This is a genomic window from Sulfitobacter sp. M368, assembly GCF_025141875.1.
GTDB classification, from domain to species: domain Bacteria; phylum Pseudomonadota; class Alphaproteobacteria; order Rhodobacterales; family Rhodobacteraceae; genus Sulfitobacter; species Sulfitobacter mediterraneus_A.
Map to the genome: position 1 here is coordinate 3,252,254 of NZ_CP081113.1, position 14,870 is coordinate 3,267,123.

Genomic DNA, 14,870 nt, shown 5'->3' on the forward strand with positions numbered 1-14,870 from the left:
GAAAGACCTGGGACCTTAGGGAGGAAACCATGTTCCATCGCACCAAAACTCTTGCCGCCGCTGTGGCAACTTCGACATTGCTTGCCTCATCGCTTTTTGCCGGTGAGCTGGTGATCAACACCGACACATCAGACCCCGCGCCAAAGGCCGCGTTTGAGGCGTTGATCGCAGGCTTTGAAGCAGAAAATCCGGACGTCAAAGTGACGTGGAATTTGTTTGATCACGAGGGCTACAAGACCTCGATCCGCAACTTCCTGACCGCCGACGCGCCCGATCTGGCGAACTGGTATGCGGGCAACCGAATGCTGCCATACGTCAACGCGGGTCTGTTTGAGCCTGTTGATGACGTTTGGGCCGAACACGGTTTGAACGAAAGCCTTGCCTCCGCCAAAGGGTCGATGACAATCGATGGCAAGATCTGGGGCGTGCCTTACACCTATTACCAGTGGGGCGTTTACTATCGCAAAGACCTGTTTGAGGCGAACAACATCGCCGTGCCCACCAACTGGGATGAATTCAAGGCGGCAGGCGCAACCCTGAACGCGGCGGGCATCACACCGATCACCATCGGCACCAAGTACCTTTGGACCGCTGGCGGCGTCTTCGACTATCTGAACCTGCGCACCAACGGCTATGACTTCCACATGGCACTGACCAAGGGTGAAGTCGCTTGGACCGATGACCGCGTCCGCGCCACAATGGCCAACTGGAAAGAGCTGATCGACGCTGACTTCTTCCTTGAAAACCACGCGGCCTATTCCTGGCAGGAAGCCTTGGCGCCAATGGTTCAGGGCGATGCCGCGATGTATATCATGGGTAACTTTGCCGTTGCGCCCCTGCGCGAAGCGGGCCTGACGGATGACCAAATCGGGTTCTTCCAGTTCCCCGTGATCAACCCCGATGTGCCGCTGGCCGAAGAGGCGCCAACCGACACGATCCACATTCCAGCCAATGCCAAGAACAAAGAGGACGCCAAGAAATTCCTCGCGTATCTGGCCCGCGCCGATGTGCAGACCCAGATCAACGACACGCTGGGCCAGCTGCCGATCAACGCGGACTCCTCTGTGGGCGACGACAAGTTCCTGCAGGCCGGTTACAAGATGCTCAGCTCTACCACGGGCGGCATCGCACAGTTCTTTGACCGCGACGCGCCAGCCGAAATGGCCAAAGCGGGCATGGAAGGTTTTCAGGAGTTCATGGTCAAGCCTGAGCGTCTGGACGCGATCCTTGAGCGGCTCGAAAAAGTCCGGGGCCGAGTCTACAAGTAAGACCACCGCCTAAACAACGTGCTGCCGCCTGAACGGGCGGCAGCGCAGGCACCATCTGCGGCACTGGGGGAGGATGACATGAAAACCTACTGGAAAAAGAACCAGCAGCGTTTGGCACCCTGGCTGTTTCTCGCGCCGGGCATTGCGATGTTCGCGATCTACGTCATCATCCCGATTTTTCAGTCGATGAGCATCTCGCTTTATGCATGGGACGGGCTGGGCGAGAAAGAATACGTCGGCCTCTCCAACTATGTAGAGCTGATGGACGACGACGCGTTCTATACCTCTCTCAAGAACAACGTGATCTGGCTGGTGCTTTATATGCTGGCGATCCCGGCGGGTCTGTTTGTGGCCTTGTTCCTGAACCAGACGGTCCGCGGCATCCGGATCTACAAGTCTTTGTTCTTTTTTCCATTCGTGATTTCGCAGGTTGTTGTTGGCCTTGTCTTCTCATGGTTTTACGACCCCAACTTTGGCCTATTGAACATCGCGCTTCAGGCGGTTGGGTTTGACCCCATCGCGGTGCTGGCAGATGAGGACTGGGTCACCTACGGCATTATCGCTGCCGGTCTCTGGCCGCAGACGGCCTATTGCATGATCCTGTATCTCACGGGCCTTAACGCTGTTGATCCCGAGCAGATCGAAGCTGCGCGTTTGGACAATGCAAAGGGGTTCAAGATGCTGTGGTATGTCGTCTTGCCGCAGCTGAAACCTGCGACCTTTATTGCCATGGTTGTCACCGTGATCGGGGCGCTACGATCCTTTGATCTGATCTCGATCATGACCGATGGCGGGCCGTGGGGATCGTCGCGGGTGCTTGCCTTTTACATGTATGAGCAAGCCTTCTCGGAATATGGGTTCCGCATGGGGTACGGCGCGGCGATTGCCGTGGTGCTGTTCCTGATCATGATGGTTTATATCACCGCCTTCCTTGTAAAAATGTACCGCGACGAAAGGGGGCTTTGAGATGTTTCCGACACCCATTGAAAAGACCTCAACCGCCAGTCAGACACTGTACAAGATCGCCTTGCCGATTGCCCTGATCGTTTGGCTGCTGCCGCTTCTGGCGGTGGCGCTGACCTCGATCCGATCCGCTGGGGACATCACGGCGGGCAATTACTGGGGCTGGCCGACCTCCTTTAACCTGCTTGAGAATTACACGGCGATCTTTGAAAACACGCCGATTGGCAAATACATCCTGAACAGTTTCAAGGTGACGATCCCGACCGTGATCGGCGCGGTGGCCCTGTCGTGCATGACCGGTTTTGCCCTTGGCGTGTACCGGTTCAAATCCAACCTGCCTTTGTTTTTCATGTTTGTCGCAGGCAATTTTGTACCCTTTCAAATCCTGATGGTGCCGGTGCGCGATCTGTCGCTGAACCTTGGGATCTACAACACAACGATGGGGCTGGCGCTGTTTCATATCGCCTTTCAAACCGGCTTTTGCACATTGTTCATGCGCAACTTCATCAAGGCGATGCCTTTTGCACTGATTGAGGCCGCGCGGGTTGAAGGCGTGAGCGAGATCAAGATTTTCTGGTATGTTGTCATGCCCCTGATGAAGCCCGCGATTGCCGCGCTTTCAGTGCTGATCTTTACGTTCATCTGGAATGATTATTTCTGGGCAACCGTTCTGACCCAAGGGGCGGACACACAACCGATCACCGCGGGTCTATATTCGCTCAACGGGCAATGGGTTGCGGCATGGCATCTGGTGTCTGCGGGATCTATCGTGGCTGCAATGCCTCCTGTCTTGATGTTCTTTCTGATGCAAAAACACTTTATCGCCGGTCTGACCCTTGGGGCGGTGAAATGATCCAAAGCTGGCGATTGGACGATGGACGGCAGTCCCTTGTTTTGGGCTGCGCGGATGGGCGTTTGGCCGAAGTGATCTATTGGGGTTCGGCCCTGCCCGAGGGTGAGAACCTCGAAACACTTTTTGCAGCGGGAAGGCAGGATGTGACCGGCGGTATGCTGGATCAGGCGCCCGCCCTGTCGATCTGTCCCGACGCCGGACGCAGCTTTCCCGGACAGGCCGGTCTGTCGCTGCGCCGTGCCGATGGGGCGGCGATCCATCCTGACTTGAGGCTTGAGGATGCGCAGCACACTGCGGATGCGCTGACCTTGGTGTACAAAGATATCGCGCTGGGGCTCACCTATACTGCGCGCTTCACGATCAACGCCGACACGCACATGATCACGGCCCAGGCAGCGCTGACCTCTGATCAGCCCGTCCGCCTTGAATGGTTGGCGGCACCTGTGCTGCCCGCGCCGCAATTGGCCGATGAGATGATTGATTTCGCGGGTCGCTGGTGCGGTGAATTTCAGATGGTGCACAGCCCGTGGTCCGCTGGCATCCGCATGCGCGAAAGCCGCACGGGCCGCAGCGGGCATGAACATTTTCCCGGTTTGATCCTGCCCTGCCTTGGCGCGACCAATACCCAAGGCCAAGCATACGCTCTGCATTACGGCTGGTCCGGCGGGCACCGGATGGTGGCCGAAGAATTGCCCGATGGCCGCAGACAGGTGCAGTTCGGCAATGCCTCAGCCAGCGAATTGGAACCCGCAACAGAATTTGCCACTGCCCCGCTATATGCAACGTTCTCGGCCCAAGGGATCAATGGCTGCGCGGCCGCCTTTCAACGTCATCTGCGTGACGCGATTGTGCGCTTTCCCGATCCAGCCCGCCCCCGCCCTGTGCATTACAACTGCTGGGAGGCGATCTATTTCGACCACAAATTGTCGGACCTCAAAGACATCGCCGCCCGTGCGGCAGATCTGGGCGCAGAGCGGTTTGTGCTGGATGACGGGTGGTTCGGCAAACGCGATGACGACACCACATCGCTTGGCGATTGGACGGTGGACGCCCGCAAATACCCCGATGGATTGGGCCCGCTGATCGACCATGTGCAGGGTCTGGGCATGACGTTCGGCCTTTGGTTTGAGCCTGAAATGATCAACACCAACAGCGAAACCTATCGCGCCCATCCCGATTGGGTGCTCGGCCCCGAAGATCAGATCACCGGCCGGCAGCAACTGGTGCTTGATATGGCGCAAGACGCGGTGCGCGACTTTCTGTTTGACCGGATTTCTGCCCTGCTGTCCGCCCATCCCATTGATTATATAAAATGGGATCACAACCGGGTTTTGCCCGCCCCCGACGCGGCGCAGACCCGTGGCACCTATGCCCTGCTGGACCGGCTGGGCGCGGCCCACCCCGAGGTCGAGATTGAAAGCTGCGCCTCGGGCGGCGGGAGGATTGATTTTGGCATTCTGGAGCGCACGCAACGGGTCTGGCTGTCCGACAGCAATGATGCCCATGAACGCCTCAAGATCCAGCACAACGCAGCGCTGTTCCTGCCGATGGTCGTCACCGGCAGCCATGTCGGCCCGCTTCATTGCCACACATCGGGGCGCAAACATGACATAAGGTTCCGCGCTTGGGTCGCGGCGCAGCGGCACATGGGGTTCGAAATGGACCCGCGCGAATTGACCGATAGTGAGGCCGATGTCCTGCGCGATGTCACGGGCTGGTGGAAGGCCAATCGCGATTGGATGGCGCGGGCAGATATCCTGCGCCTTGATACAGGCGATGCGGCAATGATCGCAGAGCAGCAGATGGCCGAGGATGGCAGCCGTTTCGTGGCATTTGCCGGACTTGCGGCCGCGCCCAGCCAGATTGTGCCGCGCCCCCTGCGCCTGACCGGATTGGACGCAAACGCCGCATACGAGATCAATCTGCGCAACCGCGATGATCGCGAGCGGCTGTCGCGCGGGGCACCGGCGCTGCGCAACGGGCCGGTCACGCTTTCAGGTGCCTATTTGATGAACAACGGTCTCACCCTGCCGTGGTCTTTTCCGGACCGGATGTGGGTGATCGAAGGAAAACGGCTATGACAGATGACAAACGCAGAAACCGGGCGTGGTATGGCAAGGCCGATCGGGACGGGTTTATTCACCGCAGCTGGATGAAAAATCAGGGGTTTCCGGATCACGTCTTTGATGGTCGCCCGGTCATTGGCATTTGCAACACATGGTCCGAACTCACGCCTTGCAATTCCGGCCTGCGTGATTTGGCCGAAGGGGTAAAACGCGGCGTCTGGGAGGCGGGCGGCTTTCCCGTTGAGTTCCCGGTGATGTCGCTGGGCGAGACCCAGATGAAACCCACCGCAATGCTGTTTCGCAATTTGCTGGCGATGGATGTCGAGGAGTCCATCCGGGCCTATGGGATTGACGGTGTTGTTCTGCTTGGCGGGTGTGACAAGACCACGCCGGGGCAGTTGATGGGCGCCGCGTCGGTCGATTTGCCGACGATCGTGGTCAGCTCCGGCCCGATGCTGAACGGCAAGTGGCAGGGCAAGGACATCGGCTCTGGCACGGATGTCTGGAAATTCTCCGAAGCGGTGCGCGCGGGCGAGATGACATTGCAGGATTTCATGGCCGCCGAAAGCGGGATGAGCCGGTCCAAGGGGGTCTGCATGACCATGGGGACCGCCTCTACCATGGCGTCCGTGGTTGAGGCGATGGGCCTGTCACTGCCGACCAATGCCGCGCTGCCGGCCGTCGACAGCCGCCGGATGGCGCTGGCCCATATGACCGGAAAACGCATCGTCGAGATGGTCGAAGAGGAACTGAAGCTCTCTGATGTGGTCAGCCGCGAAAGCTTTGAAAACGCGATCCTTGCCAATGCTGCCGTGGGCGGATCGACCAATGCCGTGGTGCATCTTCTGGCGATTGCGGGACGGGTCGGCATCGACTTGAGTTTGAATGATTTTGAACTGGGCAGTGATGTGCCCCTGCTCGTCAATTGTATGCCATCGGGGCAGTACCTGATGGAGGATTTCTGCTATGCGGGCGGGATGCCCGTTGTGCTCAAGGAATTGGGCGAGATGCTGCGACCGGCCCGGACGGTCCTTGGCGGCGATATCGGGGTCTATGCGGATGGTGCGGAATGCTGGAACGAGGATGTGATCCGCCCGATGTCCAATCCGCTGAAACCAGCCGCAGGTCTGCGGGTGCTGCGCGGCAATCTGGCGCCGCAGGGGGCGATCATCAAACCCTCCGCCGCGACCGAAAGCTTGCTGGAACATGAGGCCGAAGCTTACGTTTTCGAGAGCATCGAGGACTTCAAAGCCAACATCGACCGCGAAGATTTGCCCGTGACCAAGGACACGATCCTTGTGCTCAAAGGTTGCGGGCCAAAGGGATATCCGGGCATGCCGGAAGTGGGCAATATGCCGATCCCGGCCCGTCTGGTCAAAGAGGGCGTGCGCGATATGGTCCGACTGTCGGACGCCCGCATGTCCGGCACCGCCTATGGCACCGTGGTTTTGCACATCTCGCCCGAGGCGCAGGCGGGTGGCACGTTAGCTCTGGTCAAAACCGGTGACCGCATCCGTCTGTCCGCCCGCGAAGGATCACTAGAGCTGTTGGTCGATGAGACCGAACTGGAGACACGCCGCGCCGCATGGGCCCCCGATCCTGCGCATTATACGCGCGGATATGCAAAAATGTATGTTGATCATGTCCTGCAGGCCGATCAGGGCGCAGACCTTGATTTCCTCGTCGGCAAAGACACCCGTCCCGTCACAAGAGAGAGCCATTGATGCCCACAGCCACGTTTCACGATCTCAAAGATACTTCCGTTTTTATCACCGGCGGCGGCGCGGGCATTGGTGCCGCGATCACCGAAGGGTTTATCGAACAGGGCGCCAAGGTCGCCTTTGTCCAGCGTTCGGATGCCAGCGGGTTTTGCGATGACATGCAGGACAAACACGGGGTGCGGCCGCTGTTCATCCCTTGCGACATCACCGATGTCAGCGCCCTGCAATCGGCCATTTCAACCGCCGCCCAAGCCCACGGCGCGGTGACGGTTTTGGTGAACAACGCCGCCAATGACAAACGCCACGACACCGAGGACGTCACCGAAGAATTTTGGGACTGGTCGCAGGCGATCAACCTCAAGGCCTATTTTTTTGCCTGTCAGGCAGTGATCGCAGGCATGCGGGCGGCGGGCGGCGGTGCCATCGTCAACTTTTCCTCGATCAGTTACATGATGGGCAACGCGGGTTACCCATCCTACACAACGGCAAACGCAGGCATCAACGGCATGAGCCGCAGCCTTGCCCGCGAATTTGGCCCCGACAAGATTCGCGTCAACGCCTTGGCCCCCGGCTGGGTCATGACCGACAAACAACGCGATCTTTGGGTGACGCCAGAGGCGCTGGCTGCGCATCTTGAGCGGCAATGCCTCAAGGAAGAGTTGCTCCCGCAGGACATCGTTGACGCGGTGTTGTTTTTGTCTTCCAAAACCTCGCGGATGATGACCGGACAGATGATGGTTGTTGACGGCGGAACAGTGGTGACAGGATAACAAAATGAACGCGGTTGAATGGATTGCCGTCGATTGGGGCACTTCTGCTCTGCGGGTCTGGCTGATGGGAGCGGATGCGCCCCGGCTTTTGCGATCTGACAAGGGCATGGGCGGGCTGGCACCCGATCAATTTGAAGCGGCCCTGCTGGATCTGGTTGGCCCTTACCTTGAAGGGCCTGTGCCGGTGATCGCTTGCGGCATGGTCGGTGCGCGTCAGGGCTGGGCCGAGGCGCCCTATGCCAAGGTGCCATGTGCGCCGCCGGGGATCGGCAATGCCACCCGGCCAACGGTGGCTGATGCGCGGCTCGATATACATATTCTGCCCGGTGTGTCTCAGGACAGGCCTGCCGATGTGATGCGCGGCGAAGAAACCCAGATCGCCGGCTTTCTGGCGCAGACACCGGACTTTGACGGCGTGCTGTGTCTGCCCGGCACCCACACCAAATGGGCACACATCAGCGCCGGAGAGATCGTCAGCTTTCAAACCGCCATGACCGGAGAACTGTTTGCCCTGCTGTCAGGTCAATCGGTTCTGCGCCATTCGATTGGGCCGGGCTGGGACGATGCCGCCTTTGCCGAAGCGCTTTCAGATGCGATGTCGCGGCCGCAGGCCATCGCGGCTAAGCTGTTTCAGATCCGTGCAGATAGTTTGCTGCACCCGCCCGCACCAGACAGCGCCCGCGCCCGACTTTCTGGCTTATTGATCGGGCTCGAACTGGCGGCGACAAAGCCCTATTGGCTGGGCCAGAGGATTGCCCTGATCGGTGATTCCGCCCTTTGCGCCCGATATGCCGAAGCGCTGGCCGCGCAAGGCTTGCAACCTGAACACACCAACGCGGACGAAATGACCCTTGCCGGGCTGTCTGCCGCGTATCAATCCCTCAAGGAGACCTCGTCATGAGCCGCCCCATCATTGCCATCCTGCGCGGTGTCACCCCGGATGAGGCTGTGCCCATCGGCACGGCGCTGATCGATGCGGGCATCGACCGGATCGAAGTGCCCTTGAACTCACCCGATCCCCTGCGCAGCATCGAAGCCTTGGCAAAGGCGTTTGGCGATCACGCGCTGATCGGAGCGGGGACAGTGCTGACCCCCAAGAACGTGACCGATGTTGCGGATTGTGGTGGCAAATTGATCGTATCTCCCGATTGCAATAGCGACGTCATCACGGCCACCAAGGCCGCAGGCATGTTGTCCTTTCCCGGCGTGATGAGCCCGAGCGAGTGCTTTGCCGCCCTGCGTCACGGGGCTGACGGGTTGAAATTCTTTCCGTCCTTTCTGGTTGGCACTGCGGGTCTCAAGGCGATCTCAGCGGTGCTGCCCAAAGGCACGCAGACTTTTGCGGTCGGCGGTGTGGGACCGGACAACTTTGCCGAGTGGCGGGCGGCAGGGGTTACAGGTTTTGGCATCGGGACAGGCGTTTTCACCCCAGGCCTGACCGCAGCAGAGGTCGGCGCAAAGGCGCAGGCCATCACCACAGCTTTTGATGAGGCATGGACATGACCGCTCCTGAGGTTTTTGATGATCGCATATGTGTTCTTGGTGAAGGGCCGCTTTGGCATCCGCTGCGCGGTCAGTTCTTTTGGTTCGATATCCTGCGCAAACGGTTGATGAGCCGGATTGGTGAGGAAACTCTCGAATGGCAATTTGACGAACATGTCTCTGCTGCCGGTTGGGTCGATGAAAACCGCCTGCTCGTCGCATCGGAGACAAGCCTGTCAACCTTTGACCTGAACACCGGCGAAAGCGAATGGGTGATCGGGCTGGAGGTGGACAACACGGTCACACGGTCCAACGATGGCCGTGCCGACCCTTTCGGCGGCTTCTGGATCGGGACAATGGGCAAATCTGCTGAGAAAGGCGCGGGTTCGATCTATCGTTTCTACAAGGGTGAGCTGCGCAAGCTTTACGGCGATATTTCCGTGTCCAACGCCATTTGTTTCGCCCCGGACGGAACCTGCGCCTATTTCACCGACACCCATAGCCGGCAGGTCATGCGCCAGCCCCTTGGGCCGGATGGTTGGCCCGAAAGCGATCCAGTGGTGTTTATCGATTTGCGCGAAGAGGGTTTGAATCCTGATGGCGCGGTGGTGGACAGTATGGGGTGCATCTGGGTCGCGCTCTGGGGTGCCGGTCAAATTGCCCGCTATGATCCGCAGGGGCGGTTCCTGTCGGCCATTGATTATCCCGCATCCCAGATGACCTGCCCCTCCTTTGGCGGGCCGGATCTGACCACGCTTTATGCCACGTCGGCGGCGGTGCATCTGGATGAGACACAGGGCGGACAGACTTTCGTGCTCCAGACTGATGTGACCGGACAGCGCGAACATCAGGTTATTCTATGACCGATCTGAAACGCAGCCTCGGCACCTGCTATTACCCCGAACACTGGCCCGAAGAGATTTGGACCGAGGATGCCCGCCGGATGGCCGAGGCCGGGCTGACCTGGGTGCGCATCGGTGAATTTGCATGGTCTCGGCTGGAGGCGGTGCCGGGTGAATACACCTTTGGCTGGCTTGATCGCGCGATTGAGATTTTGGGCGCGGCAGGCCTCAAGGTCGTGCTGGGCACGCCCACCGCGACACCGCCGCGTTGGCTTGTGGACAAACATCCCGATATGCTGGCCCTCGATGCCGAAGGTCGCCCGCGCGGATTTGGATCGCGGCGGCACTATTGCTTTTCCCATGTGGGTTATCTTGCCGAATGCAGCCGCATCGTCACCGCATTGGCCGAACGCTACGGCCGGAACCAGCATGTGGCGGCATGGCAGACCGATAATGAATATGGCTGCCACGACACCACCATTTCCTACAGCGTTGCGGCCCGCGACGCCTTTCGCGGATGGTTGCGCACCCGCTATCCCGGCGCTGGAAATGACGGGGATATTGCGGCGTTGAATGCCGCGTGGGGCAATGTGTTCTGGTCGATGGAATACGATAATTTTGACCAGATCGAGCTGCCCAACCTTACGGTGACGGAACCGAACCCCGCCCATGCGCTGGCCTTCCGCCGTTTTGCCTCGGATCAGGTTGTGGCATTCAACCGCGCGCAGGTTGAGATCATTCGGGCCCATTCGGATGCACCTATCACCCATAACTACATGGGCCGGATCACCGATTTTGACCATTTCAAGGTTGGCGAAGATCTGGATTTTGCCAGTTGGGACAGTTATCCGCTCGGCTTTCTCGAAGACCGCGTTGGCGCGGATGCGGACCATCAACGCCGCTTTGCCCGGCAGGGTGATCCGGATTTTCAGGCCTTTCACCACGATCTTTATCGTGCCGTTGGCAAGGGCCGCTGGTGGGTGATGGAACAACAACCCGGTCCGGTGAACTGGGCCCCATCCAACCCCGCGCCCGCACCCGGCGTGGTCCGGCTTTGGTCATGGGAAGCCTTTGCCCATGGGGCCGAGGCGGTGTGTTACTTCCGTTGGCGGCAGGCACCCTTTGCGCAGGAACAGATGCACAGCGGTCTGCTCAGGATTGACAGTGCAGATGCACCGGGCCTGGATGAGGCCCGCAAGGTCGCTGCCGAGATTGCCGATGCGCCGGATGTTTCCGCCGCGCAGGCTCCGGTTGCCCTGATCTTTGACTATGACGCAGACGCCGCCTGGACGGTGCAGCCCCATGGCGCGGGCCTAAGCTATTTTGCTCTGGTGTTTGACACCTACAAGGCGCTGCGCCGGTTGGGGCTTTCGGTGGACATTCTGCCGCCCAACACACCCGATTTCACGGTTTACAAGCTCATTGTTGCACCCGGCCTCATGCATATGCCAGAGACGCTGAAGGCGGCGTTGGCAAAGACGCAGGCGCAGGTTGTTTTGGGGCCGCGCAGCGGGGCGCGGGATGCGGATATGTGCATTCCCCTGCCGATGCCGCCTGCAATTGCGGGGTTGGACGTCACCGTCGCGCGGGTGGAAAGCCTTCGCGCGGATATGCCCAGACCATTGGAAGGGGGCGGCGCAATCATCGGGTATTGCGAAGAATTGGAAGGCCGTGCAGAGGTGCTGGAGCGCAGTGAGGATGGCAGTGCCGTGGTCTGCGCCTCCGGGCATCTGCGCTATGTCGGTGCTTGGCTGGATCAGACAGCATTGAAACGGGTTCTGGCTGCCGCCTGTGCCAATTCGGGACTGGAGACATTGGACCTGCCAGATGCGGTGCGCCTACGCGACACAGGAAAGGAACGGTTCTGGTTCAACTACGACCTGCACGCCGCAGACGTTCAAGGGCGGCACCTGCCGCCCCTTTCGGTCTTGCGAGAGAACTTGCCGGACTAAAGCCCGTTCACCGGCACCTTTAACATTGGATTGCCGTCTTTGTCGGTGGGCACCTCGCCTGCGCGCATATTTACCTGCAAGGACGGGATAATCAGCTTGGGCACGTCGAGCTGTTTGTCACGCTCTGTGCGGAACTTGATGAACTCTTCACGGGTCTTGCCGCCGCCAACGTGAATGTTGTCGGCCTTCTGTTCGGCCACGGTTGTTTCCCACATGATCGCGCGGCCATTGGGGCCGTAGTCGTGACACATGAACAGCCGCATCTCGTCGGGCAACGACAACACCTTTTGAATGCTGTCATAAAGCTGCCCTGCATCACCGCCGGGGAAATCGGCGCGGGCCGATCCGCCGTCGGGCATAAACAACGTATCCCCGGCAAAGGCCGCATTGCCCATCACATGTACCATGCAGGCGGGCGTATGGCCCGGCGTGTACATGGCAAAGCCTTGCATGTTGCCAACGGTATAGGTGTCGCCGTCCTTGAATAACGCGTCAAATTGCGATCCATCGCGCTGAAACTCGGTGCCTTCGTTAAAGATCTTGCCGAAGGTGTCCTGCACCACAAGAATCTTTTCCCCCACACCGATCTTGCCACCCAGCTTTTCCTGCAAATAGGGCGCAGCGCTCAGGTGGTCGGCATGCACATGGGTCTCGATGATCCAATCCAGCGTCAGCCCGCGATCCGTGATCTCCTTGATCAGCGCATCAGCGTGGTCGTATGTGATCCGCCCTGCGGCGTAGTTAATATCCATTACACTGTCGATGATCGCGCAGTGATTGCTGCTGGGGTCTTTGACGATATAGGTGATCGTATTTGTAGCCTCATCGAAATGGGCTGAGACATCCGGCTTTACCGACAGATCAACGGGATAGGTCATGGGGTAATCCTTGGTTTCTCGAGGTGAAAAGCAAACGTGCCGCGTTCAGAGTAAACGCAGCACGACAAAGCGCTCAAGGGGTTTGCCGAAAGCGAGGCAAATCAGATTTTGCAGGTCCGGATGCCGAAGATCCGGTAAAGTGGGCAAAACCGCATCGCAGATGTAGCGATCAGCACCAGCCCAACCAACACAGCGATTACGGTCGCGGTGCCACTGGCAAACAGGGCCATATTCGACACAAACGGCAGGGCAATCAAAATCAGTCCCAAAACAACACGAAGTACACGGTCGATTGAACCTACATTGGCAGTCATCTCATCTCTCCTTTTACAAGCGTTGGCACATCTTACCAGATCGCCCCGCCTGCAACGGTGACAATGTCACCAACTCCGCAAGAGATTAACCCACGTGCCCGGCCAGTTGTTCCAGTGCGGCGCGGTTGGTCATGGTGATGCTGCCCCGCCCCTGTGCGATCCAGCCGCGGCGCTGGTATTCTTGCAATTGCCGCGAAATCACTTCGCGGGCTGTGCCCAACTCGACCGAGAGCTTCTGGTGGGTCGTCGATATCGTGTCAGCGCCTTCGGACAGATCAATCAAACGGTCAGCCAACCGCACATCCAGCCGTTGAAAGGCGACCTCGTCAATCATGCGAAACAGATCGGTGATCCGCTTGGAAAACGCCGCAAAGACAAAATCGCGAAACGACTTGGATCGGGCGACCAGATCATCAAAAACATCGCGGGGCACGGCGGCTGCCTTCACGGCGGTTTCGGAGATGCCTTCAGCCGCGTAATCCTCATAGGCCAACAAGCAGGCGGTGGTCAGCACGCAGCTTTCCCCGGCGTGAATGCGATACAGCACGATCTCATGGCCGGTTTCGGACACTTGTTGCACCCGCACCGTGCCGTCCAGAAGAAACAGCATGTTCTCCGGTGACCTGTCCGGGCCAAAAATCATCGTATCCTTGGGCACGTCAACGATCGCACTGCGGGTCAGGAGGATCTGTTTTATCTCCGGTTCCAGCCGCGCCAGCCCGGCAAAGCGTTCGACCCAATCGATGGTCAGATCTGTTTGCGCCATTGATCCTGCTTTCCTTGCTTTGCTCTGCCCTATCTTGCCACCGCCGACCGCGCCGCGCCATGGGGCAACTTGCCCATGCAAGTCAGGTAAATTTGCGGAACAATCTGGTTTGGTCGAATATTTCTTCCAGCTCTTCCATACGTTCTTTGGTATCGCCCCAACTGAGGTTCTGAACTGCGGAGATCATCGTTTCGGTCAAAAGCATCGTCGTCACCGCACTGTCCCAAGCAGACGGCACGACAATCCGGCTGGACAGGCTGATCTGGGCCAGTTGATGCACGGGTGAACGCCACTGATCGGTAAAGAGGATGATTTTGGCACCCTGTGCATGGGCCATTTCCGCCAGCTTCAGCGTGTTGTTTTCATATCGGCGCACGTCGTAGATTACAAAAACATCGCCCTCTTTTACATCCAGAAGGTAGTGCGGCCATGTGTTTGAGGTCGATTGAATATGGGTGATCTTGGGGCGGATCACCTGCATGTGCAAAAACAGATATTCCGCCAGCGTATGGGTGATACGCCCGCCGACGATATAGAGGTGCCGCTGGTCATCAGCGACCAGTTTGCAGGCCTCATCAAAACCTTTGGGATCAATCTGGCCAAGCGTGTGGCGAATGTTGTCGATCACCGCCTCGGTAAACCGGTTGAGCATATGTCCGGACGGGGCGTTTTCGGCCCAAGTGTCGTGTTTCTCAATCGGGTCTTTGGCTTTGGCCTTGAGCTCTTCGCGCAGTTCGGACTGAAAATCGGGATACCCTTTGAACCCCAGCTTTTGCACCATCCGCGCCACTGTGGGCACCGATACATTGGCATCCTTGGCCAGCGCCGTCAGCGGGCCAAGGCCGGAAGCAGGGTAGTTTTCGAGGATGGAATGGGCCAACTGCCGCTCGGCGCGGGTCAGATCATCCAGCTTTTCCTGAATGCGATCTGAAATTGTCAGTGGTGCCTCAGACATGGTGGCCCTCCCCTTTTGATTGATAATATAACAAATGAAA

14 protein-coding genes are annotated in these 14,870 nt (G+C 58.8%); 10 read left to right on the forward strand and 4 right to left on the reverse strand.

Annotated features, from left to right (window positions below; genetic code table 11):
* Window positions 1–29 precede the first annotated feature (29 nt).
* The 10 genes from K3754_RS16085 (at window position 30) to K3754_RS16130 (ending at window position 11,917) form a co-directional block, all read left to right on the forward strand.
* Window positions 30–1,268 (forward strand): ABC transporter substrate-binding protein, encoded by a 1,239-nt coding sequence (locus K3754_RS16085; RefSeq protein WP_259938557.1) that lies wholly within the window; start codon window positions 30–32, stop codon window positions 1,266–1,268.
* 78 nt (window positions 1,269–1,346) lie between these two features.
* Window positions 1,347–2,234, forward strand: a complete 888-nt coding sequence (locus tag K3754_RS16090; protein ID WP_203210132.1) for a carbohydrate ABC transporter permease — start codon at window positions 1,347–1,349, stop codon at window positions 2,232–2,234.
* Window position 2,235: 1 nt separating this feature from the next.
* The gene (locus K3754_RS16095; RefSeq protein WP_203210131.1) at window positions 2,236–3,084 is read left to right on the forward strand and encodes a carbohydrate ABC transporter permease; all 849 of its coding nucleotides are present in this window, start codon (window positions 2,236–2,238) and stop codon (window positions 3,082–3,084) included.
* Window positions 3,081–5,165, forward strand: coding sequence for an alpha-galactosidase (locus K3754_RS16100; protein ID WP_259943383.1), 2,085 nt, complete (start codon window positions 3,081–3,083; stop codon window positions 5,163–5,165). The genes K3754_RS16095 and K3754_RS16100 overlap by 4 nt, the downstream gene beginning before the upstream one ends.
* Window positions 5,162–6,874: an IlvD/Edd family dehydratase gene (locus tag K3754_RS16105; protein ID WP_259938558.1), complete on the forward strand. Its 1,713-nt coding sequence runs from the start codon at window positions 5,162–5,164 to the stop codon at window positions 6,872–6,874. Before K3754_RS16100 ends, K3754_RS16105 begins: the two co-directional genes overlap by 4 nt.
* The gene (locus K3754_RS16110) at window positions 6,874–7,641 is read left to right on the forward strand and encodes an SDR family NAD(P)-dependent oxidoreductase (RefSeq protein ID WP_259938560.1); all 768 of its coding nucleotides are present in this window, start codon (window positions 6,874–6,876) and stop codon (window positions 7,639–7,641) included. The genes K3754_RS16105 and K3754_RS16110 overlap by 1 nt, the downstream gene beginning before the upstream one ends.
* Window positions 7,642–7,645: 4 nt before the next feature.
* Window positions 7,646–8,542, forward strand: coding sequence for a 2-dehydro-3-deoxygalactonokinase (locus tag K3754_RS16115; RefSeq protein ID WP_259938562.1), 897 nt, complete (start codon window positions 7,646–7,648; stop codon window positions 8,540–8,542).
* Window positions 8,539–9,144 carry a 2-dehydro-3-deoxy-6-phosphogalactonate aldolase gene (locus K3754_RS16120; RefSeq protein ID WP_259938565.1) on the forward strand — a complete coding sequence of 202 codons (606 nt, stop codon included), beginning with the start codon at window positions 8,539–8,541 and terminating at the stop codon, window positions 9,142–9,144. Before K3754_RS16115 ends, K3754_RS16120 begins: the two co-directional genes overlap by 4 nt.
* Complete coding sequence (locus K3754_RS16125) at window positions 9,141–9,986, forward strand: SMP-30/gluconolactonase/LRE family protein (RefSeq protein ID WP_259938568.1); 846 nt, start codon at window positions 9,141–9,143, stop codon at window positions 9,984–9,986. The genes K3754_RS16120 and K3754_RS16125 overlap by 4 nt, the downstream gene beginning before the upstream one ends.
* Window positions 9,983–11,917 (forward strand): beta-galactosidase, encoded by a 1,935-nt coding sequence (locus K3754_RS16130; RefSeq protein ID WP_259938570.1) that lies wholly within the window; start codon window positions 9,983–9,985, stop codon window positions 11,915–11,917. Before K3754_RS16125 ends, K3754_RS16130 begins: the two co-directional genes overlap by 4 nt.
* Here K3754_RS16130 and K3754_RS16135 read toward each other — a convergent pair.
* From K3754_RS16135 to K3754_RS16150, 4 genes are all read right to left on the reverse strand, one after another.
* Window positions 11,914–12,795: an MBL fold metallo-hydrolase gene (locus K3754_RS16135; RefSeq protein ID WP_259938571.1), complete on the reverse strand. Its 882-nt coding sequence runs from the start codon at window positions 12,793–12,795 to the stop codon at window positions 11,914–11,916. The genes K3754_RS16130 and K3754_RS16135 overlap by 4 nt on opposite strands.
* A gap of 101 nt (window positions 12,796–12,896) precedes the next feature.
* A complete protein-coding gene (locus tag K3754_RS16140; protein ID WP_259938573.1) occupies window positions 12,897–13,109 on the reverse strand; it encodes a DUF2892 domain-containing protein in 213 nt (70 codons plus the stop codon).
* An 85-nt stretch (window positions 13,110–13,194) separates the two neighbouring features.
* A complete protein-coding gene (locus tag K3754_RS16145; RefSeq protein WP_259938574.1) occupies window positions 13,195–13,875 on the reverse strand; it encodes a Crp/Fnr family transcriptional regulator in 681 nt (226 codons plus the stop codon).
* Between the two features lie 82 nt (window positions 13,876–13,957).
* Entirely contained in the window at window positions 13,958–14,830 is an 873-nt protein-coding gene (locus tag K3754_RS16150; RefSeq protein ID WP_203210123.1) for a MurR/RpiR family transcriptional regulator, read from the reverse strand.
* Between the last annotated feature and the right edge of the window lie 40 nt (window positions 14,831–14,870).

Excerpts from the sequence above, each read along its gene's own strand:
- K3754_RS16085 (WP_259938557.1), top strand. The coding sequence starts at position 30 with ATGTTCCATCGCACCAAAACTCTTGCCGCCGCTGTGGCAACTTCGACA.
- K3754_RS16090 (WP_203210132.1), top strand. The coding sequence starts at position 1,347 with ATGAAAACCTACTGGAAAAAGAACCAGCAGCGTTTGGCACCCTGGCTG.
- K3754_RS16095 (WP_203210131.1), top strand. The coding sequence starts at position 2,236 with ATGTTTCCGACACCCATTGAAAAGACCTCAACCGCCAGTCAGACACTG.
- K3754_RS16100 (WP_259943383.1), top strand. The coding sequence starts at position 3,081 with ATGATCCAAAGCTGGCGATTGGACGATGGACGGCAGTCCCTTGTTTTG.
- K3754_RS16105 (WP_259938558.1), top strand. The coding sequence starts at position 5,162 with ATGACAGATGACAAACGCAGAAACCGGGCGTGGTATGGCAAGGCCGAT.
- K3754_RS16110 (WP_259938560.1), top strand. The coding sequence starts at position 6,874 with ATGCCCACAGCCACGTTTCACGATCTCAAAGATACTTCCGTTTTTATC.
- K3754_RS16115 (WP_259938562.1), top strand. The coding sequence starts at position 7,646 with ATGAACGCGGTTGAATGGATTGCCGTCGATTGGGGCACTTCTGCTCTG.
- K3754_RS16120 (WP_259938565.1), top strand. The coding sequence starts at position 8,539 with ATGAGCCGCCCCATCATTGCCATCCTGCGCGGTGTCACCCCGGATGAG.
- K3754_RS16125 (WP_259938568.1), top strand. The coding sequence starts at position 9,141 with ATGACCGCTCCTGAGGTTTTTGATGATCGCATATGTGTTCTTGGTGAA.
- K3754_RS16130 (WP_259938570.1), top strand. The coding sequence starts at position 9,983 with ATGACCGATCTGAAACGCAGCCTCGGCACCTGCTATTACCCCGAACAC.
- K3754_RS16135 (WP_259938571.1), bottom strand. The coding sequence starts at position 12,795 with ATGACCTATCCCGTTGATCTGTCGGTAAAGCCGGATGTCTCAGCCCAT.
- K3754_RS16140 (WP_259938573.1), bottom strand. The coding sequence starts at position 13,109 with ATGACTGCCAATGTAGGTTCAATCGACCGTGTACTTCGTGTTGTTTTG.
- K3754_RS16145 (WP_259938574.1), bottom strand. The coding sequence starts at position 13,875 with ATGGCGCAAACAGATCTGACCATCGATTGGGTCGAACGCTTTGCCGGG.
- K3754_RS16150 (WP_203210123.1), bottom strand. The coding sequence starts at position 14,830 with ATGTCTGAGGCACCACTGACAATTTCAGATCGCATTCAGGAAAAGCTG.